Source organism: Paenibacillus sp. FSL R7-277, assembly GCF_000517965.1.
Lineage (GTDB): Bacteria > Bacillota > Bacilli > Paenibacillales > Paenibacillaceae > Paenibacillus_AQ > Paenibacillus_AQ silagei.
On record NZ_ASPX01000069.1, the window covers coordinates 157,193 to 179,044 of the forward strand.

18 protein-coding genes are annotated in these 21,852 nt (G+C 50.2%); 12 read left to right on the forward strand and 6 right to left on the reverse strand.

Annotation, left to right across the window (positions count from 1 at the left end; translation table 11 throughout):
* Nucleotides 1-280 precede the first annotated feature (280 nt).
* Nucleotides 281-4,288 (forward strand): collagen binding domain-containing protein, encoded by a 4,008-nt coding sequence (locus tag C173_RS34275; RefSeq protein WP_036727675.1) that lies wholly within the window; start codon nucleotides 281-283, stop codon nucleotides 4,286-4,288.
* Nucleotides 4,289-4,444: 156 nt separating this feature from the next.
* Here the strand turns inward: C173_RS34275 and C173_RS19960 are convergent, their stop codons facing one another.
* Nucleotides 4,445-5,593, reverse strand: coding sequence for a response regulator (locus C173_RS19960; RefSeq protein WP_051478193.1), 1,149 nt, complete (start codon nucleotides 5,591-5,593; stop codon nucleotides 4,445-4,447).
* A 211-nt stretch (nucleotides 5,594-5,804) separates the two neighbouring features.
* Between C173_RS19960 and C173_RS19965 the strand changes: the two genes are divergently transcribed.
* The 4 genes from C173_RS19965 (at nucleotide 5,805) to C173_RS19980 (ending at nucleotide 8,484) form a co-directional block, all read left to right on the forward strand.
* Nucleotides 5,805-6,347 carry an RNA polymerase sigma factor gene (locus C173_RS19965; RefSeq protein ID WP_036727677.1) on the forward strand — a complete coding sequence of 181 codons (543 nt, stop codon included), beginning with the start codon at nucleotides 5,805-5,807 and terminating at the stop codon, nucleotides 6,345-6,347.
* A complete protein-coding gene (locus C173_RS19970; protein WP_036727679.1) occupies nucleotides 6,344-6,814 on the forward strand; it encodes a zf-HC2 domain-containing protein in 471 nt (156 codons plus the stop codon). Before C173_RS19965 ends, C173_RS19970 begins: the two co-directional genes overlap by 4 nt.
* A 61-nt stretch (nucleotides 6,815-6,875) precedes the next feature.
* Entirely contained in the window at nucleotides 6,876-7,373 is a 498-nt protein-coding gene (locus tag C173_RS19975) for a hypothetical protein (protein ID WP_036727680.1), read from the forward strand.
* A 19-nt stretch (nucleotides 7,374-7,392) separates the two neighbouring features.
* A complete protein-coding gene (locus tag C173_RS19980; protein ID WP_081751254.1) occupies nucleotides 7,393-8,484 on the forward strand; it encodes a LiaF transmembrane domain-containing protein in 1,092 nt (363 codons plus the stop codon).
* 117 nt (nucleotides 8,485-8,601) lie between these two features.
* Here the strand turns inward: C173_RS19980 and C173_RS19985 are convergent, their stop codons facing one another.
* Nucleotides 8,602-9,582 (reverse strand): aldo/keto reductase, encoded by a 981-nt coding sequence (locus C173_RS19985; RefSeq protein WP_036696143.1) that lies wholly within the window; start codon nucleotides 9,580-9,582, stop codon nucleotides 8,602-8,604.
* A 227-nt stretch (nucleotides 9,583-9,809) separates the two neighbouring features.
* Between C173_RS19985 and leuB the strand changes: the two genes are divergently transcribed.
* The 5 genes from leuB (at nucleotide 9,810) to C173_RS20010 (ending at nucleotide 15,498) form a co-directional block, all read left to right on the forward strand.
* Nucleotides 9,810-10,892, forward strand: a complete 1,083-nt coding sequence (leuB, locus tag C173_RS19990) for a 3-isopropylmalate dehydrogenase (RefSeq protein ID WP_036727684.1) — start codon at nucleotides 9,810-9,812, stop codon at nucleotides 10,890-10,892.
* Between the two features lie 237 nt (nucleotides 10,893-11,129).
* The gene (locus C173_RS19995; RefSeq protein WP_036727686.1) at nucleotides 11,130-11,669 is read left to right on the forward strand and encodes a peroxiredoxin; all 540 of its coding nucleotides are present in this window, start codon (nucleotides 11,130-11,132) and stop codon (nucleotides 11,667-11,669) included.
* A 321-nt stretch (nucleotides 11,670-11,990) separates the two neighbouring features.
* Nucleotides 11,991-12,398: a hypothetical protein gene (locus tag C173_RS20000; protein ID WP_036727687.1), complete on the forward strand. Its 408-nt coding sequence runs from the start codon at nucleotides 11,991-11,993 to the stop codon at nucleotides 12,396-12,398.
* Between the two features lie 334 nt (nucleotides 12,399-12,732).
* A complete protein-coding gene (locus C173_RS20005; protein ID WP_036727689.1) occupies nucleotides 12,733-13,836 on the forward strand; it encodes an ATP-binding protein in 1,104 nt (367 codons plus the stop codon).
* A gap of 129 nt (nucleotides 13,837-13,965) precedes the next feature.
* Entirely contained in the window at nucleotides 13,966-15,498 is a 1,533-nt protein-coding gene (locus C173_RS20010; protein ID WP_036727691.1) for a leucyl aminopeptidase, read from the forward strand.
* A 108-nt stretch (nucleotides 15,499-15,606) separates the two neighbouring features.
* Here the strand turns inward: C173_RS20010 and C173_RS35390 are convergent, their stop codons facing one another.
* From C173_RS35390 to C173_RS20025, 4 genes are all read right to left on the reverse strand, one after another.
* Nucleotides 15,607-15,738: a hypothetical protein gene (locus tag C173_RS35390; protein ID WP_256707444.1), complete on the reverse strand. Its 132-nt coding sequence runs from the start codon at nucleotides 15,736-15,738 to the stop codon at nucleotides 15,607-15,609.
* Nucleotides 15,739-15,850: 112 nt separating this feature from the next.
* Complete coding sequence (locus tag C173_RS20015; protein WP_327196469.1) at nucleotides 15,851-16,042, reverse strand: FeoB-associated Cys-rich membrane protein; 192 nt, start codon at nucleotides 16,040-16,042, stop codon at nucleotides 15,851-15,853.
* Nucleotides 16,043-16,078: 36 nt separating this feature from the next.
* Nucleotides 16,079-18,091, reverse strand: a complete 2,013-nt coding sequence (gene feoB, locus C173_RS20020; RefSeq protein WP_036727693.1) for a ferrous iron transport protein B — start codon at nucleotides 18,089-18,091, stop codon at nucleotides 16,079-16,081.
* Nucleotides 18,088-18,330, reverse strand: a complete 243-nt coding sequence (locus C173_RS20025; protein WP_036696155.1) for a FeoA family protein — start codon at nucleotides 18,328-18,330, stop codon at nucleotides 18,088-18,090. Before C173_RS20025 ends, feoB begins: the two co-directional genes overlap by 4 nt.
* A 218-nt stretch (nucleotides 18,331-18,548) precedes the next feature.
* Here C173_RS20025 and C173_RS20030 point away from each other — a divergent pair, with 218 nt between their 5' ends.
* Complete coding sequence (locus tag C173_RS20030; protein ID WP_200869575.1) at nucleotides 18,549-19,508, forward strand: aldolase catalytic domain-containing protein; 960 nt, start codon at nucleotides 18,549-18,551, stop codon at nucleotides 19,506-19,508.
* Nucleotides 19,509-19,696: 188 nt separating this feature from the next.
* Nucleotides 19,697-21,820: a putative bifunctional diguanylate cyclase/phosphodiesterase gene (locus C173_RS20035; RefSeq protein ID WP_036727697.1), complete on the forward strand. Its 2,124-nt coding sequence runs from the start codon at nucleotides 19,697-19,699 to the stop codon at nucleotides 21,818-21,820.
* Nucleotides 21,821-21,852: the final 32 nt, after the last annotated feature.

Sequence of the window (21,852 nt, forward strand, 5' to 3'; positions counted from 1 at the left end):
AATAGTTCATAATCCAGGGTGGATTCCACATTATCAGCGTTTGAAACCACTTTTTTGTCGAAAAAAATATTTTATTTTTAAGTTATCTATGATTTATCTCATAATCTGTTCAGAAATTGTTCAGAGGCGGCAAGTAAAGTTACGAAAGTACAGTAAAAGCGAAATCGAAGGCCCACATACATACTAGTGACAGGGGGACGATCGGGAAGAAGCAGGCGGATATGAGTAATGGCGAAGCTGGAATAATCATTTTGCAGAAAGAGAGAGAGGTTATAGTGATATGAAAAGAAAGACGATAGGCGCCTGGTTGGTTGTTGTAATGCTGATTACACAGTTTGCCAACGGTTTCGGGTTCATGACGAAGGTTAAGGCGGATGGGACGGAGATAACAGATCCACTAATTACAAGTGTGACTATGTCAGTCTACGATAATGGTGTTCCTGTAACGGACGTTGTCTACAAGCAGGGGGCTGAAGTCAAGCTGACGTATAATTGGGAGCTTCCCGATAACCATAATTATAAAGGAGGAGATACTTACTCCTTTGAGTTGCCTGACAAATTTGTGCTCGCTTCTGATATTAAAAATGTAGCACTTGTAGCGGATGGAATGAATTTGGGGTCCTTTGATGTACTTAAAGGCAGCCCGAATAAGGTTGTAATGACCTTGGGCAATGATGTTGATAAATTCTTCGGAGTGCATGGTTCCTTTACAATTAAAACCTCCTTTGATATGAGCAAATTCACCGAAACAACAGTACAGACGATTGTCTTCCCTGTAGACGGGGGCAATCAGACAGTTACTATTACTTTCGAGCCTAAGGTAGACTCGACAATCTCCAAAAGCGGTGTTCCTAAAGGAACTAACTCAGGTAACGTAAATGCTAAACAAATTGTTTGGAGTGTCGATGTAAATAAAGTATTGGACAGTGTCTATGGAGCTAATGTCCTTGATACGATTCCTGCAGGTCTGACTTTGACCAATCCGCTGGATGTTAAGGTATATGATCTGAATGTGAAGTTAAATGGATCAGTTACACAAGGGTCTGAAATTTCAAACTCCAGATATTCGGTTACAACTCCTTCGGGTAATCTGAATGTCGCATTTAATGAATCTCCAATTACTGGAGCTTATCGTGTTCAATTCACTACCGATATTACTGATGCAACCAAAACAAGCTTTACAAATAATGCTTCTTTTAGTGGAACAAACATACAGGCTGTCCCTGCATCAGCAACAGTCAATGTTACTAGAGGAGCTTATTTGGACAAGAAATCATCTGATTATAAGTCTGCAACTCAAGTAACCTACTGGGAGATCAATTATAACTATAACGAGTCATCGGTTCTTAAAGATGATGCCGTGTTAAAGGATTATTTTGATGACTCGCAGGAACTGGTAGTGGGTTCTGTAAAAGTATTCCCTGTGAATTTCCTGACAGATGCAGCTGGAACTGTTGGAAGCACTGAGGTTAGTAATTATACGGTTACTCCTGCAACCCAGCCTGGGAAGAACGGATTTGAACTGAAATTCAATGAAAACATCAACAGTGCCTATCAAATTAAATATCAAACAAAAGCGATTAACCGAGTTGAGGGATCTCAGACGATTAAGAATTCGGTCACTTCTGGGGCTACAACTATAGAAAAAGAAAGAAATATTGGTCAGGTCATTATTAATAAGTCTGCACAAGTAAACTACAATAGCAAGAAAGTTACTTGGACAGTGGCTATCAATGGTGATAGTTATCCGATGGAGAATGTAGTGGTTAAGGATGTTTTCACCAATAAAGGTCTGGAGATTATTCCTGGAACTATTGTCGTTAAGCAAGGTACATCTAAGATCACTACAGGCTATACTATCGAGAATTTAAATAATACTACAGGTTTTGATATTGTGTTCACTTCACCTATCAGTGGACCCTATACGATAAGTTATGATACTTATTTTGATAATAAGTGGCTGAACTATGATTGGCTTACAAAGGATGCTAATTTTGAGAATAAAGCGACGGTGGAATGGAATGATCCCGGCTCCACGGTTCTTAAAACAAAAACTGTAACTGCAAACTTTAATCCTGTCTCCGCAGAGAAAGCCAATGGTTATAAGAGTGGAAGCTACAATGCACAAGAAAAGGAAATTACTTGGACGGTTGGGGTGAACTATAACCGGCATTCACTTGCAAATGCTAAAGTAACAGATACATTGCAGGATAATCAAAAATTCGTTCCTTCTTCTGTAGAAATTTACTCTATGAATGTCAATGGAGATGGTGGTTACTCCAAAGGATCAATTAAGCTTGCTCTGGGTGCAGATTATAATGTTACCTATAACGAAACGAGCAAAGAGCTACAAATAGATTTTACAAAAACGATCACAACGGGTTATGTTATTACTTTTAAAACAAGCCTTAAAGGCCAATTGACTAACACATCAACGTTGAACAACACTGCTAACCTGTATAGTGGTACAAAACCGGAGTCCAAAGACCTCAAGGCTTCAGTGACGATTCCCAAAGCTGGCGAATATGTTACAAAGTCGGGTACACAGAACAATTTGAACATTAAATGGACTGTGAATATTAACTACAATCAGTCATACATTGAGTCAGCCAAAATAGTTGATGATCCAAGTGATAATCAAATCCTTATTCCAGAATCGTTCAAACTGTATGGTACTACAGTTAATTCAGGAGGTACTGTTAGTAAGGTATCTACACCGCTAACTAAGGGGACAGATTATGATTTGGTCATCACTACAGACCCTGATCTTGGTAAACAACAGTTTGTACTCAGTTTCAAGGCTCCAATAGAGAAACCATATATTTTGGAGTATGAGTCGCTTATTGTAGCCAACAATAAGGATAAAGTATCCAACAGTGTGAAAATTAGCGGAGAAAATTCTACAACGATCACCAAGCAAACGAGCAAGGACGTTACAGTTGCACTGTCAGACGCAGACGGCGTAGGAACAGGCAGTAGAAAAAATCTGAAGGTTGTTAAAGAGGATTCGGCTAATCCTTCACTTAAGCTAAGTGGTGCTACATTTGCACTTTATCGTAAGGCTGGAGGAACGGAGGCTGTCTTTAACACACTCACCACAGATTCTAAGGGTGAAATTAACTTTAATAATCTATGGCCGGGGACCTATACATTGCAGGAACTTAATGCACCAGACGGTTATATCCTTAATTCGACTCGTTATCCAGTAACCTTTAATTCTACACTGGAAACGACTGTGACTGTGAAAAACCAGAAGACAGTAATAGCAACACCGGCGCCGACAGCAACACCGGTACCAACAGCAACGCCAACACCAGCGCCGACAGCAACACCGTCACCAACGGCAACACCAACACCGTCGCCGACAGCAACACCAACAACAGCACCGACAGCAACACCAACAACAGCACCGACAGCAACACCAACTACGGCGCCAACAGCAACACCAACTACGGCGCCAACAACAGCACCAACTACAGCGCCAACAGCAACACCAACTACGGCGCCAACAACAGCACCAACTACAGCGCCAACGACAGCACCGACTACGGCGCCAACGATAGCACCAACTACGGCGCCAACAACAGAACCAACTACGGCACCAACAACAGAACCAACTACGGCACCAACAACAGAACCGACTACGGCGCCAACAACAGAACCAACTACAGCACCAACATCACCGCCGGTGTACTATACACCGACACCTGAACCATCAAGCATTCCTGGAGTTATCGGTACACCAACACCGATACCATCGGTAACGCCAGCACCAACGGGGACTCCGGCTGCTTCCAGTACGCCAGGAGTAACGGCAACACCACAGGTGACGCCAGCAGCAACACCGGCCCAGCCTGGAACGGTTAGCACTCCAACGCCGCAAGCCACACAGGTCACTACGATTGAGGAAGTGCCTATCGACGGCGAGATCCCGCTGGGAGGTATTCCTAGCATCGGCGAAGAGCCGGCGCATGGTACGGTAACTATTACACCGGATGGCAAATGGACGTATACTCCTGATCCAGGCTACACCGGCAAGGATAAATTCACGATTGTCGTAACAGATGAAGACGGCAATGAGGAAGAGATTACAATTGAAGTTGGAGTCGATGAAGTGCCTAAGGGCACGGTTACAGAACCAACTGACAAAGGCAACAACAGCGGACTTCCCAGCAAGCTTCCGCAGACCGGAGAAGAAAGTCCTCTCCCGCTGTATCTGACTGGCGGCGGATTGATTATTCTGGGAGCTGTACTGGCCAGAAGATTTAATGCCCGCAAGAAAATGTAGGAGAATGCACCTTAGCAGGTATTAACCAGCTAATATGGCAGCATACACAAAGACACCCGCAGCCTGCTGCGGGTGTCTTTGCTCTTATAAATATAAAGTCGCTGAAATCATACCGTCCCCTGAAAGGTCAGCATTGCCGTTTCTATTTACGGAGAATCACATGCTTCTGAGGTTAAGATGCTTCCATTCCTCATACCAGCGCTTAATACTCGCGGGCGGCTTCACGCCGAGCTCCCGCTTCAGTAAATCCGTCAGAATATGATATTGTTCCTCTACCGCTGAACGCTCTCCAATGCTGTCGTAGACCTTCATCAGCCCGAGATGCCCCTGTTCAAAATAAGGCTGGAGCTGCACCACTCTCTGGTACACGGTCACCGCTTCCGGTATCCGGCCGCTGCTGACATAGAATTCGGCGATATTCATTGCATGATGCAGCCAGATGGTCCGCAGACGCTGCCGTTCCCCTTCCGCCCAGAGGTAATCGTAATCGTTCAGATAATCGCCGGAATAGAATTCGAACAACCGCTGATGTTCCTCATAGTTGTCTTTATTGATGGTATCCAGGGTAAGAATGCCCTTCTCCCATTCGTAGCTGTCTATCAGCAGGCTGCCGGTCTCCAGGGTGTAGCCTTCTCCTCCGCTGGCATTGCTGATCTGCAGATCGATCTCCGCCTGCTTCAGGCATTGCCGAACCTGATAAATCGTTGTATAAAGATGAGTGGAGGCCTTCTTGAGATTGAAATCAGGCCACAGCAGATCGGTTAGGGTATCTTTGCTTACAAACCGGTTGCGGTTATGAAATAAATAAGCGAATAATTCCTGTGCCTTGGAGGTGCGCCAGCGGATATTGGGCAGCGGCTGGCCGCCCCGTTCGAATCTTAAGGACTGGAAGCTGCGGATCATGACCGTCTGTGCAGGCTTGCGCGAATCCTCCTGGGCCTGGCTGAGACGCTCCTCCAGCCGCTCGATGGTCTTCAGCAGACGGCCCCGCTGTACAGGCTTAAGAACATAATCAAGCGCATAAAGCTCGAACGCCTCGATGGCGTAGCTGTTATGTGCAGTCACAAATACGATGCTTGCCTGAGGGCACAGCCTTTGCATGGCTTCCGCAGCCTGGACGCCATTCATCTCAGGCATATCAATGTCGAGGAAAATCACATCAGGGCGTAGCAGCGGCACTGCTTTGACCGCCTCGGAAGGATCAGTATAAGCAGCGATTATATTTATAGTTGTCAGTTCCTCCAGCATCATTTTCAGCTTCATAAGAGCAAGCCGTTCATCATCTACCAGCAAGGCCTGAATCATGTCTATCCCACCACTTCATTAAGGAATGTTGTCTTGTCATAGGCTGTTTAAGGATAATTCGACAAGGATGTGGGTTATCCTCCCTCTGAGCTTGCACTTGAGGCTGATTTTGAATAGAAATGCTGCTATTCTAAAATAATTTAAAAAACTATGCAGGGGAACCTTAAAGCCAGACGTCTAACGTTATGTAGCTGAAGGAGGGAAGAAAGACTTGGAAGAGACGGAGTGGATCAGTGCTGTGCTAAGCGGGGAGCATCAGGCCTTCGGGAATCTGGTGACCCGTTATCAAGGCATGGTATATAGCGTATGCATCAAAATTACAGGAGAAGCCGAGTCTGCCAAGGATATGGCTCAGGAAGTCTTCATCAAAGCCTATAAAGCCCTTCCCACCTTCAGAGGACAATCTTCCTTCTCCACCTGGCTGTACCGGATTGCTTACCGCACCTGTCTGGACTGGAAACGGGCCAATGACCGGGAATGGCGGCACCGGAGTGCAGCAGATTACACTGAGAATGACTGGGTGACTTCACAGACACCTGAACAGGCAGTGCTTCGCAAGGAGGCTTCCCGGGAGCTGGGTGAGAACCTGAATAGTCTGGCGGAACCGTACCGGTCGGTTGTGCAGCTGTACTATTTTCAGCGCCACTCCTATCAGGAGATCGCGGAGCAAAAAGGAATTTCGGTTAAAACGGTTGAATCGCAGCTCTATCGGGCCAGACAGATGATGCGCAAAAGCGGGGAGGAATGGCGATGAATTGTTCAACAGTAAAAGAGTGGATGCCGCATTATATAGATGGACAGTTGTCACCTGAGGCCCAGCAGGCGATCTATCTGCATACCCAGACCTGTCCCGGCTGCGCGGAATGGCTGGAGGAGGCGCGGGAGCTTGCGGCGATGTGGAGTGAGATGGAAGCCGGGCTGGATCTTAGCGGGCAGGAGCCCGTGTTGACGCATGACTTCCCTGATTTGACTGGGGATGTTATGGCAAGGATCGGCCAGCTGGAGAACGGACGCAGAGAACGGATCGTGAAATCCACCATGACCAGACGGCGTACGACCCGGGGAACCTCCTGGATGCATTACGGCGTGGCGGTCGGTCTGACGTTTCTCCTGCTGCAGCTTGGCGTATTTGAGAATTTGGCATATGGCATCACTGAAATCAACGGGCATATGTCCACATCGGTCAGCTCCTGGTTCGGCCCGCAAGGTAACAATAAATAAATCCATAGCGGCTTCGCCGGTTATCTATTTTATTTCAACAAAACTTTTGGGAGGGTAACATATGATTAAGAAAAGACGCTGGCTCACGTTTCTCCTGGCTATGGTTCCAGGACTGGGCCACATGTATCTGGGCTTTAAAAAAATGGGTCTGGAGTATATGATTGGAGCATCGCTCTGTATTATATTCATTCCGTCTATGCCCGCCGTGTTTCCGTTCGCACTTGCTGCGCTCTGGTTCTATCAATTATTCGATGCGCTGCAAAAGGCGGCTTGGATGAAGGTGTCGGCTGCCGAGCATGAGCGGATGATGTTCCATCCGGATAGCTTTGGAGCGCCCTGGACGATGGGAATGTCTGCGCCCCCGATGTATCCGCATGATGATGTGAACCCGGTGTGGGTCGGTATTGGGTGTGTTATCGCAGGCATCCTGCTGCTGCTCATCACTGCATTTCCCGCTCTGTGGGAAATACTGAGCGATATGAATATCGGAGCGATTCTGTTGTCGCTTGCCTTGATCGGGTATGGATTCAGAATGCTGAAGAATAATTCAAAAGTATAGTGAAATGGGGAATTAAAAGATGGGGAGATGGAAAATCGGCAGCTTTACCGCCGCAATAGGGTGCATAATAGTAGGCGTTATTGTAGTCATGGCTCAATATGGTGTAATCACGTACGATGTGCTGGGTTATATCTGGCCGGCCCTGCTTATCCTGTTCGGCCTGGAGATGCTGCTTAGGCTCTTCATTAAATCAGATGTCAAAAGCCGCGTAAGCGGCTGGGCCATTCTGCTGATCATTGTGCTTATCGCGGCAAGCGGGGCACAGACGGTGCTGGCCGGAGGCTCGCTGAGCAGTATCTTCGGCAATACCAAGCTGGTGCCGGTGAACGGGAAGGTAGAAGTGAAGCAGGATATTAAGAATGTGCGGATTGATCTGCCCCAAGGCAAGGTTAAGCTCCAGGGTGTGGATGGGAGCACGCTGACGTATGAAGGAAAGCTGGAGCTGCCGGGCAATACAGACAATGAAGCGGCAAGTGCTCTGGAGCGTAAATGGAAAGTGACGACCGAGGGCGACACGCTTGTGATGGAGCTGGAAGGAGATTCAGGCTGGCTCTCCAATATCCAGATCGGCTTTAATAACAATGCGCCATATCTGAATGTCGGCATTCCGCAGAATCTGGCCGCTCAGGTAGAGACCAGTGACGGTTCCATCGAAGCCGGGGGGCTGGCCGCAGGCATTAATGTGGATACGAGCAACGGAACGATGGATATCCATGATGTCTCAGGAGGGGTGAAGGCTCATAGCAGCAACGGCACGCTGACGGTAAAGAATGTACAGGGCGGAGCAGACCTGGTTAGCTCGAACGGTGCGATTACGCTGGGGAATATTGACGGCGCTGTGTCGGCCAGAAGCAGCAACGGCAAGATTACAGTCAATTCGGCAATCACAGGTGCATGGGAACTGAAATCCAGCAACGGCAAGATTGTCTTGGGTCTTCCGGCGGTAACGGATGCCAAGATTACGGCAGATACCAGTAACGGATCACTTAAAGGCAACGTGGACTGGGGCGGCGACGATGAGGACCATGGAACGGCTGTACTTGGAAAAGGCACCCATGAGGTCACCTTGTCCACCAGCAATGGTTCTATAACAGTGGATACGGCGCAATAAAAGACATAGAAGCATAAAGAGCTGTTCACCGGATACGTTATGCCGGTGAACAGCTCTTTATTGTAAGAGAAGAAATGATATCGGGAGGTTATGCGGGCTGCAGCCAGTTAGTCCTGATTACCATGCATAAGCCTTCGGAGCCGCACCGCCGGGTCCGGGGAAAATCTCGTCCAGACGCTTCAGCACGGACTCGTCCAGAACGACCTCCAGGCTGCGTAGCGCACTCTCGAATTGCTCCAGCGTACGTGGTCCGATGATTGGCGCTGTTACGGCAGGGTTGGCCAGCAGCCAGGCCAGAGCGATATTATCCTGCGGCTCGCCCAGCTCCAGACTCAGCTCCGCAAAGGCCTCAAGCTGCTTCTTGTGCTGCTCCACACGCTCCGCGTTGCCGCCGCTGCGGCTGCCCTCGATCTTCTTCAGCGCATTGCGTCCCAGCAGCCCTCCGTCAAGCGGACTCCACGGAATAATGCCGAGGCCCAGATGCTGCGCCGCAGGCAGAACCTCAAGCTCCGGCAGACGGCAGGTCAGGCTGTATTTATGCTGCTCGGATACCAGTCCAAGGAACCCGCGGGCCTTCGCTTCCTGCTGGGCAACGGCAATATCCCAGCCGGCGAAGTTGCTGGAGCCAGTGTAGCCGATCTTGCCTTGGCTGACCGCAAGCTCAAAGGCGCCCCACAGCTCGTCCCAGGACACGTTACGGTCGATATGGTGCATCTGGTAGAGTTCGATGTGATCGGTCTGCAGACGCTGCAGGGAGCCCTCCAGATGGCGGCGGATAATGTAGGAGGAGAGGCCGCCTTCATCATTGGGTCCATCCAGCTTGTCACTCATCGCCCCGTAGACCTTGGTCGCCAGGACAACCTTCTCACGGCGTCCGCCGCCCTGCTTGAACCAGCGGCCGATAATAGTCTCGGTCAGACCCGAGTTCTCACCCCATCCATACACATTGGCGGTATCAAAAAACTGGACTCCCGCGTCCAGCGCTGCATCCATAATCCGGAAGGCTTCCTTCTCGTCGGTGATGGGACCGAAGTTCATCGTTCCCAGACAGAGGCGGCTTACCTTCATACCAGACTTGCCAAGCTTCGCGTATTGCATCTTGAGATCACTCCTCTTCCATATGATTAGAGATCCGATAATTTCACCTACCCATTAATTGTAATCAATTGGCGGGACAAGGGCAAATTAGGGATTTGTCTCACTTATAGGCTATATCTATGAACGTGATAGAATCTATATCTTTGTCCTTTGTCCTTCGTTATGATACAACAATATACAGAAGAACTATGTCTGCGACCAGCAGGACTACCTAAGGAGTGACAGGAATGAGCGAGGTCAAAAAAATCGCCGTAATTGCCGGGGACGGTATCGGACCTGAAGTTGTGGCGGAAGCGGAAAAGGTATTGAAAAGAACGGAAGAGCTGTTCGGGTATACATTTGAAACAGAGCACGCCCTGTTCGGCGGAATCGCCATCGATGAACGCGGAACTCCGCTGCCTGAGGATACGCTTGCGATCTGCCGCAGCGCCGATGCTGTATTGCTTGGAGCCGTAGGCGGACCGAAATGGGATAACAATCCTAAGGAGCTGCGTCCGGAGACCGGACTGCTAGGTATCCGCAAGGCGCTTGGCCTATTCTCCAATCTGCGTCCGGCGGTGGTCTTCGATTGTCTGAAGGATGCTTCGACGCTGAAGCCGGAGGTCCTGGAAGGCACAGACCTGATGGTCGTGCGTGAACTGACAGGCGGGATCTACTTCGGGGACAAGCTGCGCCGTCAAGGTGAGCATGGGGAAGAAGCGGTAGATACTTGTGTCTACAACGTCACTGAAGTGGAACGAATCGTACGCCAGGCGTTCGAGATTGCCGGGAAGCGCCGGGGCAAGCTGGCGAGTGTCGACAAAGCCAACGTTCTGGAGACCTCCCGTCTGTGGCGTGAAGTGGTGAACAGACTGGCGCCGGAATATCCGCAGGTTGAAGTTGAGCATGTGCTGGTGGATAACTGTGCGATGCAGCTGCTGCGCCGTCCTTCGAGCTTCGATGTCATAGTGACTGAGAATATGTTCGGTGATATCCTGAGCGATGAAGCAGCGATGCTGACAGGCTCCATTGGTATGCTGGCCTCCGCTTCACTGGGAGAAGGCAGCTACGGCCTCTATGAGCCGGTTCACGGCTCCGCGCCTGACATTGCCGGACAGGGGCTGGCGAACCCGATCGCTACGATCCTGTCGCTTGCACTGATGTTCCGTATGACCTTCGGCTACGAGAATGCAGCCGCAGCCATTGAAGCCGCAGTTGCGGAGGTACTGGATGCCGGTCACCGCACGAGCGATATCGCAGTTGATAAGAGCAAGGCGATCAGCACCACAGAGATGGGCGACCTGATTGTAGCCGCTATCCGCAAAGCCTAGTTCTACCACATGTATCCCTTTTGACGCAGAATGAAGAAAAACTTCACAAAATGTTGCTTATTTATAATTATTATAAAAAAGTAATCAATGTAATATTGACTTTGATTTTGTACGATGATAACATTTGGTCTGTACCCGTAAGAATGTAACCATCCAATAAAATCAAGAAAAGCATATTGCATCCGGCAACGGTCCGGTAGCTGTTTTTCTTACATAATCAAAAGGAGGATTTAAGCAATGGCAGAACGTTTGGTAGGTAAACCCGCTCCTGACTTCTTCATGGAGACAGTAACAGGCGACGGTAAGGATTTCGGTAAGGTAAGCTTGTCCGACTATCGCGGCAAATGGCTTGTATTCTTCTTCTATCCGCTTGATTTCACCTTCGTATGTCCAACTGAAATCACAGCCCTGAGTGATGCTGCTGCTGATTTCGCAGAGCTTGATACAGAAATTCTAGGTGTGAGCATCGACTCCATCCATAGCCACAAGGCTTGGTTGTCTACACCTAAGGATATGAACGGTCTTGGCCAGATCAACTTCCCGCTGGCTTCTGATATCACGAAGAAGGTTGCCAGCGATTATGGCGTCCTGATTGAAGAAGAAGGCATTGCGCTGCGCGGACTGTTCATCATCGATCCTGAAGGTGAACTGAAGTATCAGGTTGTTAACCATAACGATGTGGGCCGCAGCGTTGAAGAGACATTGCGTGTGCTGCAGGCTCTCCAATCCGGCGGGCTGTGCGCTATGAACTGGAAGCCAGGCGACAAGAACCTGTAAGCTTCCGGGCCTCATGAACCGCGATCTTTGATATACTAAGAGGACCTCCTTGCGGGAAGCATTATTCCCTTCAAGGAGGTTTTTTGCAAAAAGATAAGAATGTATATGCTTCGCGCTATAATTATTCTTATCTTTCTCGCTGAAACGGTACCGTCCTTTAAAAGGACGGCAAAGCCGTTTCCACTTGAGATATGGACAGACGTTTGAAAATGGGCATAAAGGTTAATATATAGCTTGTAAGGAGAGGAATCTCTCCCGCTGTTTTGTAATATACTAATAGGAAATCAAATCAACGACAACACTCAAGGAGGGTGAACAAAAATGAGCTTTTGCTGTGGAGCGAGTATGGTTGGAACGAAGGGAACCCTAAAGCATTATCGCACGCAAGTCCATAATGTTCCCCTGCTTTTTTGTCCGGTATGCCACCGGGTAGAGGTACATTACAAAGTCGAGAATGAATATGAAATTCTGGCGGAATATGCCCATGGCGACGGCGTCACGGATGTGGATTTCCAGGATTATGTGATGGAGGAAGAGGAAGCGATCTTCGAGAACGTCATCAATATGGAGAGCGAGGACCCGCTCGCGATCATACGCAGCCAGATCGATATGTCGCTGGACCTGCTGGCGGTTGCCAAACAGATCGGCGACTCCAAATGGGAACGTGAGCTGAAGAAGCGTCTGGCTGTCATGAGCCAGCGGCGTCACCGGCTCCAGCAGAAGGCTTGAATATCTGTCTTGATCCTGCCACCATCATGTTATAAATCAGTGAGCTCCCGCCGCCTGACGGGGGCTCTTTTCAATGTATTTGCAGGAAACAAATCATTCCCCTCCCACTTAAATGTGTCTTAAGAATCATTTTAGGAATATTTTTGCCATTCGACAGATTCTCTGATTGCGTTGTCTTCTTCTCTTGGATATGATTGGAATATAGTTGAAACGGTTGGATAATACAATACGATTTTCGAATGTTCTGGCGGCTTCGTCATATACTCAGATACATAGTAATTTGATGTCGCTTAAGCGTCTTCGTCAATTGCAGTAAAAGGGGGAACTTCGTATCGTGATAAGCCAATATCAGGAAAGCTTGCTATTATCGGCAAGAACGTTTCAATCTGGTCCGATGGATACCACATTTGAGGATGTGCTGGAGCACATCGACAGCGGGATTCTGCTTTTTGATGATGAGGGTGTGCTGACTTTCGTCAACAAGCAGATGTACGGCATTCTGGAGCTTAACCGTCACTCTCTTCTGGGCTGCACCTTGCATCATCTGTTATCCCATATTCAGCTCAGCCGCTTCAAGAAGAAACAGGTGCTGAGGAGTTATCGTGAAATGGTGCTCAAAGGTAAGCCAAGCTATGAATTTGTGGATGAATATGGACGGTACTGGCGCGCAACCCTGTCCAGCGGAGAGGAAATGAAGGGCAGCTACCTGTTCACATTCAAAGAGATCTCCGACTACAAGCTGATTGAACAGACGGCCTACCAGAACGACAGCCTGGCCATGCTGGGCCGGTTATCGGCCTCCATCGCCCACGAGATCCGCAATCCTCTGACGGCTATCCGGGGGTTCATACAATTGCTTCATCCCCATCTGCATCTGCTCGGCAAAGAAGAATATGCGAAGATTATATTAGCGGAGATTGACCGTGCCAATGACATTATTCATGAATTTCTGACTTCCTCCAAGCCTTCTGTGCCGCAGATCAGCATGATTCCTGTCTCTGCCTTGCTGAAGGAAGTGGTCTTGCTGACAGAGAGCGAGGCGCTGATGAAGGGCTGCCAGATCAACTTGCAGGTGCTCCAGGAGGACCTGGTCATCTCAGGGGATATTAAGCAAATGAAGCAGGTTGTGCTGAATATGATCAGAAATGCGATGGAAGCGATCTCGGAGCGGGTGGATGATTCTGTAGGCCGGATTGAGGTAGGCGCACGTAAAGAAGGAACAGAGGTGCGCATCTTCATCTCTGACAACGGCAAGGGAATGGATATCTGCACACTTGACAGACTATTCAATCCGTTCTTCACTACGAAGGAGAATGGGACGGGACTCGGACTCTCCGTCAGTGACCGGATCATCAAGAATCATGGCGGCTGCATCTCGGTCAGCAGCCGGCTGAATGAAGGAACCCGGTTCGTCATTTCGCTTCCGCTTACTCACTAATGCTATCTTAAGCCCTTTGTTCTCGGTGGAGTGCATACGGGTTATAATTAATATGTAAGGGCTGATTCCTGCGATGCACGAACAAGTGCGGGAGATCAGCCTTATCTGCGTTAGTCGGAGGGATGAAGTTTGATCTTTGAATGGAGCAGTGATGCCGGTAAAGCTTCGCCGCAAGGAGATGCTGTATGTCTAATCATCTCAGAGGCACAGGCACAGGGAGAAGGACTTCCGGCAGATTGGGCCGCGAGAGTCCGCCTATTGTCCGCTGCGGGCCTGTTCAGTGGCAAACAAGGGCAAGTGTATATACTGCCCGTAATGGAGCAGCCTGAGCAGCCTGTGGTCATTCTGGCCGGAAGCGGAAAGGGCCAGATGGGTATGCACGAGCTGCGGCAGCTGATGGCGCAGACCGCCAGGGCAGCTTATAGGCTGAAGGCCGCTACGCTGGTTGTGCAGATATTGGCGGTACCGGGCGGGCTGACTGGGGCGCTGAAGGCGGAGCAGGCCGGCCAGGCCATCGCGGAAGGGCTGGTCCTGGGGTCTTACCGCAGAAGACACTATAAGCTGGACCAGGCAGCCTATACGGGTATAGATACGGTACATCTGCGTACGGAAGGCAAGAGCGAAGCAGCAGACGAGGAAGCCTGGAGACAAGGCATCAAGCGGGGGAAGGCTTTCGGGGAGGCTGCTAACCTTGCCCGTGATCTGACCAACCGTCCGGGGAATCTGCTGACTCCTTCGGGTCTTGCAGTGGCTGCCATCGAAATTGCACAGCGGCACGGGCTTCCGGCTGAAGTACTGGATGAACGGGAGCTTGCGCTTAAGGGAATGGGCGGCTTGCTTGCGGTCGGCAGCGGCAGTGTGAATCCTCCCCGCATGATTGTTATCCGCTATCAGGGGACGAATCAATGGGAGAACGCAGTGGGCTTGGTCGGCAAAGGAATCACTTTCGATACCGGGGGCATCTCCCTGAAGCGGGCACCGGGCATGGAGAGCATGTTCAGTGACATGGCCGGGGCCGCAGCCGTTCTTGCGGTTATGGATGCGTTGGGGCATTTGCGTCCCAAGGTCAATGTGGTCATGCTGATTCCGGCGGCAGAGAATATGCCGGCAGCGAATGCTTATAAACCGGGCGATATCATTACTACCCTCAGTGGAAGAACGGTCGAAATCATCAATACTGATGCGGAGGGACGGATCATTCTGGGAGATGCGCTCACCTATGCCCGGGAATGGGGAGCACAGCGGATCATTGACGTAGCCACGCTGACAGGAGCTGTGGTGTCGATTCTGGGAGATGTGGCTACAGGGGCAGTAACGAATGATCAAGCATTCCTGGAAGAGCTTCTGGCAGCCTCAAGGCTGTCAGGGGAGCACATCTGGCCGTTGCCTGCCTATCCTGAATTCCGGGAGATGCTGACAAGCGAGGTTGCGGATCTCCGCAATGCTGCCGGACGATATGGAGCTGTCAGCACGGCGGGGCTGTTCATCGGAGAATTCGCCGAGGGATTGCCGTGGGTGCATCTGGATATTGCAGGGACTGCCTTTCTGTCTGCGGAACGGGGTGTGAATCCTAAGGGTGCCACAGGTATCATGGTCCGCACCTTGCTGGAATATCTGCTGAGCGCTGCGGCTGAACCAGATCACCGCTCCCCTGAGGCCTAGACCGAATCGTCCAAACAGACACAAAGAGCCGCAGATTCTCAGTTTCCTGAGACCTGCGGCTCTTTGTTCATTTGGAATCCTGCTTCTCATAACTGCGGGAATAGCAGCCTATTTACGGGCCTTCATCTGGGCAGTCAGGGATTGGACGCCATTCATAATCTTATCCCGTGTATTCTTATTCTTCAGCAAGTAGGCGGCTCCCAAGGCTACCGTTGTAAACAAAGTCTTCTTGGTGTTCATGGTTATTCCTCCTTGGCAATAGTCTGGTTGTTAAAAGCTTATAACTAACATACCCGCATGCCAAGGTTTCTAAACGAAAGAATACTAAGTCTGTATCCGCTAGAACTGCATCCTAGCGCTTGTTGCCCAGTGAAGCACTGCCGCAGGACAGAGGTGAATCCATCGCTGCTGCGGGACAGGTCTTGCCCTTGTCACAGCCCGCACAGGCCCCCTGCTTGCCTTTCTGCACATGGCGGTAGATTATCCAGCCGGAATACCCGAATATTAGCGCCACAATCACAATATTAACGATCATTGCCGTCATCGCTTCCTCTCTTAATAACTTGGACTTGCTGCGGGGCTACGACCATCCGAGCAAACGTCCTCCTTGATAGATCACCAGTGACACCGCATAGGCCAATACCAGAGAGTAACCCATGGAGAAGAATGTCCATTTCCAGGACGCAGTCTCTTTCTTGATAACGCCGACAGTGGCCAGGCAAGGAATGTAGAGCAGGATAAAGGCCATGAAGCTGATCGAGCTAAGCGGTGTAAAGACTGAAGCAATCTGGCCTTCCAGTCCCGCTGTATCCGGAGCATGGTAGATGATGTTCATGGTAGAGACCACAACCTCTTTCGCGAGGAAGCCGGGCACCAGAGTTGATCCCGCCTGCCATGTTCCGAAGCCGAGCGGCTGCAGCAGCGGGGCAATGAAGCCGCCGAATTTGGCCAGGAAGGAGTGATCCATGTCCACATTGAGGCCGCCAGGACCAGCATAGGACATCAGCCAGATCAGGACCGAGCCGGCCAGGATAATGGTCCCTGCTTTGCGCAGGAAGCCCTTGCCCTTCTCCCAGGTGCTGCGGCTCAGTGTCTTGAGCTGCGGCATCCGGTAAGGAGGCAGCTCGATAATGAAGATAGACGCCTCATTCTTGAACAGGTACTTGGAGAAGAACTTACACAGAACCAGGGCAAATACAACACCCATGACATACATAGAGAGTACAGCTGTAGCTTGCTGGGCAGGAAAGAAGACCGCTGCGAACAGCAGATAGACCGGAAGCCGGGCAGAACAGGACATCAGCGGCATAAGCAGTGTCGTCAGCATCCGGTCCTTGGGCTGTTCAATACTTCGGGCCGCCATAATCGCCGGTACGTTGCAGCCGAAGCCGATAATGAACGGAATGAAGGCCTTGCCATTCAGTCCCATCCGTTCCATCGTGCTGTCCATCAGCAGGCAGACACGGGCCATATACCCGGAATCCTCCAGGAAGGAGATCATCAGGAACAGGATGAATATCTGTGGAACAAATACGAGTACGCCGCCCACACCGCCGATGAGACCATCAACGATCAGTGCGTGCGTGAATTCCGAAGCTCCGATGGCCCCCAGCAGCGAATTCGTCCAATCGCTGAGCTGACCGCCGATGAAGCCATCCAAGAGATCTGACAACGGCCCGCCAATCCAGTCAAAGGTAGTTTTGAACATGGCATACATAAACAGGATGAACAGGGGCAGTCCGAGAAAACGGTGGGTAAGGATGGAATCCAGACGTTCGGTCAAATTATGCGGTTTTTGCAGGGTGGAGTCTATCGCTTCAGCGCACACCTTGCGGATGTAGTCCATGCGGACCGAGCGAATCAACTGGGGAAGAGTGAGTGCAAGCTTATCCCGCTGCAGCCGGGTCTGAGCGGTATCTGCAATCAGCAGCAAGCCGGAAATATCCGTCCGCTTCTTAAGCAGCTCCAGGATTACCGGGTTCTGCTCCAGCAGCTGGAGAGCAACCCAGCGGAGATTAGGCAGACCAGAGATCTTTTGCAAATGTGTAACAATGGAGGCTATGGCTTCTTCAGCGAGTTCCCCATAATTCAACTGGAAGGTAACAGGCGGGATATGGGAAGGCTGCTCCAGCACGCTAAGCACCTGACTGGTTCCTTTGCCTGTCCGGGCAATCAGCGGCAGCACGGGAATACCAAGCTGTTCCGAAAGAATGTCGGGGTTCACCTGAATGCCGCGCGCCTTGGCGACATCGGTCATATTCAGTCCGAGGATCGTCGGCTTGCCATACTCCAGCAGTTGCAGGGTAAGCAGCAGGTTCCGTTCCAACTGCGAGGCATCGACAATATTGATAAGTGCTTCAGGGGTTTCTTCGATTAAGTATTGTGCGGCTACGCCCTCATCACGGGAGAGGGGGTGAAGGGAGTAGATTCCAGGCAGATCGATGAGCTTCCCGGCTCCGTTCTTTAGACTGCCGATTTTTTTCTCAACCGTAACGCCTGCCCAGTTCCCTACGTATTCGTAGGAGGAAGTCAGGGTATTGAACAGCGAGGTTTTCCCGGTGTTGGGGTTCCCCACAAGTGCGATGGAGCTCATGATACTTTCACCTCTATCATAGATGCTTCCTTCCGCCGGATAGCAAATAGCTGACCGTTACATTCAAGCGTAATCGGACCCATGAACGGCCCTTTGCCCTTGAGACGGATCATTACACCCTCAGATACTCCCAGATCGGCCAGACGGCGGCGCAAAATTGGATTCATGCCTTCAATTCTTTGAATGGAGCCGGTAGTGCCTGGTTGCAAACGCAGCAAGGAGCAGGATGTTAGAGCCATTGTTATCCCTCCGAAAGAGACTGATAATCAATCTCAATGATTTCTTGTAATGTAGCATTTTACTGCCATTTATTCTGTGATTAATGTCATTGTTTCTGTTAGCGAAAATCGATATGAAGATTACTGAAATTTTCTTTACAATATCTTCTTCGTTAAAGTATGATTGAACGATAATATAAGCATAGTACTAAAGAGATACCCCGAAGGGAGAACAGATTGTGAAGACTAATCATAGTAAAATTGTCGATTGTACCATCCGTGATGGGGGATTGGTAAATAACTGGGATTTCAGTATTGAATTTGTTCAGAAATTATATGCCGGACTGAATGAAGCCGGTGTTGATTATATGGAAATCGGATATAAGAACTCGCCGAAGCTGCTCAAAGGGGCAGAGGGTGCAGGCCCTTGGCGCTTTTTAAATGATGACTTCCTGCGCAAGGTCATTCCGCAAAAGGGGCATACGAAGCTGTCGGCTCTGGTCGATATCGGCCGGGTGGACGAGAATGATATTCTGCCACGCAGCGAGAGCATGCTCGATCTGATCCGTGTGGCTTGTTACAGCAAGGATGTGGACAAGGCCCTTCAGCTGGTGCAGACCTTCCATGACCTGGGCTATGAGACGACCATTAATATTATGGCCCTGTCCAATGTGATGGAGAATGAGCTGTTGGAAGCCTTCGAGCAGATCCGTGAGAGCGTAGTTGATGTAGTCTATATCGTGGATTCTTACGGCAGCCTGGATCATAATGACTTTCATTACCTGGTAGAGAAGTTCAAGACACATCTTCCGGAGAAGCGGCTCGGTGTGCATACCCACAACAATCTTCAGCTGGCCTTCTCCAATACGCTGATTGCAGCCGAGAAGGGGGTAGAGCTGCTGGATGCTTCCTGTTATGGAATGGGCCGCGCCGCAGGTAACTGTCCTACAGAGCTGCTGGTTACCCATCTGAAGAATACGAATTATACGCTCCGGCCTGTTCTGGATATCATTGAGAACCTGATGATCCCTCTGCGGGAGAAGGAAGAGTGGGGCTATATCATTCCGTATATGATTACAGGAACGCTGGACGAGCATCCCCGCTCGGCAATGGCGCTGCGATCTTCGGCCGATAAAGATAAGGCGGTTGACTTCTATGACACACTGACAACACCCGAGGTCAATTTCGGGGACAAATAACCGTCTGGAAGGAGAAAGCACTGGCCTCTGTTTGTAGGCAGGTGCTTTTTTTCTGCCGAATCTGCTTCCTTACAATATTAGTAGGTGATCAATGTAACTTTACAGAGCTATCTAGCCGATATTTATACATAGGACATCATACACATCCATCTGACTTTATAGATATTATTTTTAGACGCGAGGGACTTATGAGACAAGAAGAGAGAAAGACGATTCATGCGGCTATTCTGGGGGCTGTGCTATTCCTTCTGATCCAGATTTTTCGTACACCGCTGGGCCGAATCGAGGACAAGGATTTACTGATAGCCTTTTACCTTATTTTGGGCTGCTGTACTGTCGCGTTCGGTTTTGCGATTTTTGCCCAGGGCTGGCTGCTGTTCGCCAATAGTCTATCTAAGGCTAGGCTGTACACCTCTGCATTGTTCCTGGGGGTGAGCATTTTTGATTTCCTGCATGTACTCGGGTTTGTAGGTATTCCTGGAATCACCTCGTATATCAGCCCGGAGCAGTCCTTATGGCTCCTGACGTTCTCCCGGCTGGCTAGTGCACTGGGGATTATGCTTATTTTCAGCAGAGAAGACCAGCTTGTAGGAAACGGCGTCAAGGGGAAGGTGTTTCGGAATGCTTTTGTGGTGATTCTGCTGTCTTTGGCTGTGTTTGGTCTCGGCAACCTGATTGTCTCCGGGCTGGCGGACGAACCATGGGCAGAAACGGCAAGAGACCTGATGAACATGGCGATACTGTTCGTCTATTTACTTGGTGCTGCGATTATTATCTATCCTGGCAAAAGCGAAAAGTCAGCCTCTCTGCTGATTATTATCCGTTCCCTTGTATTCTTCTCACTGGCTCAGGTCTTCTTCATGAATCTGTTCAGTGTCGGAGAATTGGATTATCTCTTCGGGATGCTCAGCAGCGCAGCGGCCTATTATCTTCTGCTGACCGGGGTCTACAGATTGACGATTGAGGAGCCATTTCAGGAGAATCAGCAGGCGGAAGCGCGGATTAATTATCTGGCGTATCACGATGAGCTGACAGGTCTTCCGAACAGACGCCGCCTGATGCAGCGCATGGAAGAGGTGGTGCTCCAGAGTGAGCAGGACAAAAGCCGCGGCTTCGCCGGGCTGGTCATTATGAACATCAACCATTTCAAGAATATCAATGACTCTCTTGGCCATTATGCAGGAGATCTGCTGTTGCAGCTGGTCGCCCGGCGGATCGGGGATGAGGTTAGAGTCAATGAAGAGCTCTTTAGTATGGGAGCGGACGAGTTTGCTTTTCTGATGACGGAGCGGACGGGTCTGGAGAATTGTCTGGTCCGGGCGGGTGAGCTGCTGCGCCTGTTCGAGACACCGGTAGGCCTGGAGTCGGGCGAATACCATATCTCGCTGAGTCTGGGGGTAAGCATCTACCCCGGGGATGGAGATACGGCAGAGCAGTTGATACAGAATGCAGACACAGCGGTGCACAATGCCAAGGATCAGGGGGTGGAGATCCGCCGCTATATTCCGGCTATGCAGATGAAGGCGAAGGAACGGCTCAAGCTGGAGAACGATCTGCGCCGGGCGCTGGAACGGGGGGAGTTCTATCTGGTCTATCAGCCCCAGGTACTGCTTGAGACAGAAGAGATTGTCGGCATGGAGGCGCTGCTGCGCTGGAACCATCCCAAACGCGGCTTGGTCTCTCCGGTGGATTTCATTCCTATCGCTGAAGAGAGCGGGCTAATTGTTCCCATTGGGGAATGGGTGCTTAAGACAGCCTGTCTGCAGAATAAAATGTGGCAGGATGCCGGCTATCATCCGATTTGCGTGTCCATTAACCTCTCGATGCGCCAGTTCCTGCAGCCCAATCTGGCCGGCAAAATTGATGCCATCCTGAAGGATATCGGTCTAGATCCCTGCTACGTGGATTTGGAGATTACCGAGAGTATGACCCTGGACAAGGAGACCGCCTTCGACCAATTGAACCGCCTCAAAAGACTTGGCGTATGCATCAGCATCGATGATTTCGGCACAGGCTACAGCTCTCTGCATTATCTGAAAAATATGCCGATTGACCGCTTGAAGATCGACCGTTCCTTCGTATCCGATGTCATGGAGGATAGCAACAATGCCGCGATTGTCTCTACAATTACCTCGATGGCCCACCATTTGAAGCTTAAGGTCACCGCCGAAGGTGTGGAGAACAAGGAGCAGCTCCACTTTCTGCGTCAGCAGCATTGCCATGAAGCCCAGGGGTTTCTGTTCAGCAAGCCGGTGAAGGCGGCCGAATTCGAGCAGTCCTTCCTCAGGCCTCTGCTGGAAATGCCGTCGTAACCTCTGGACCTCCGTTATCTGAATTTAATAGG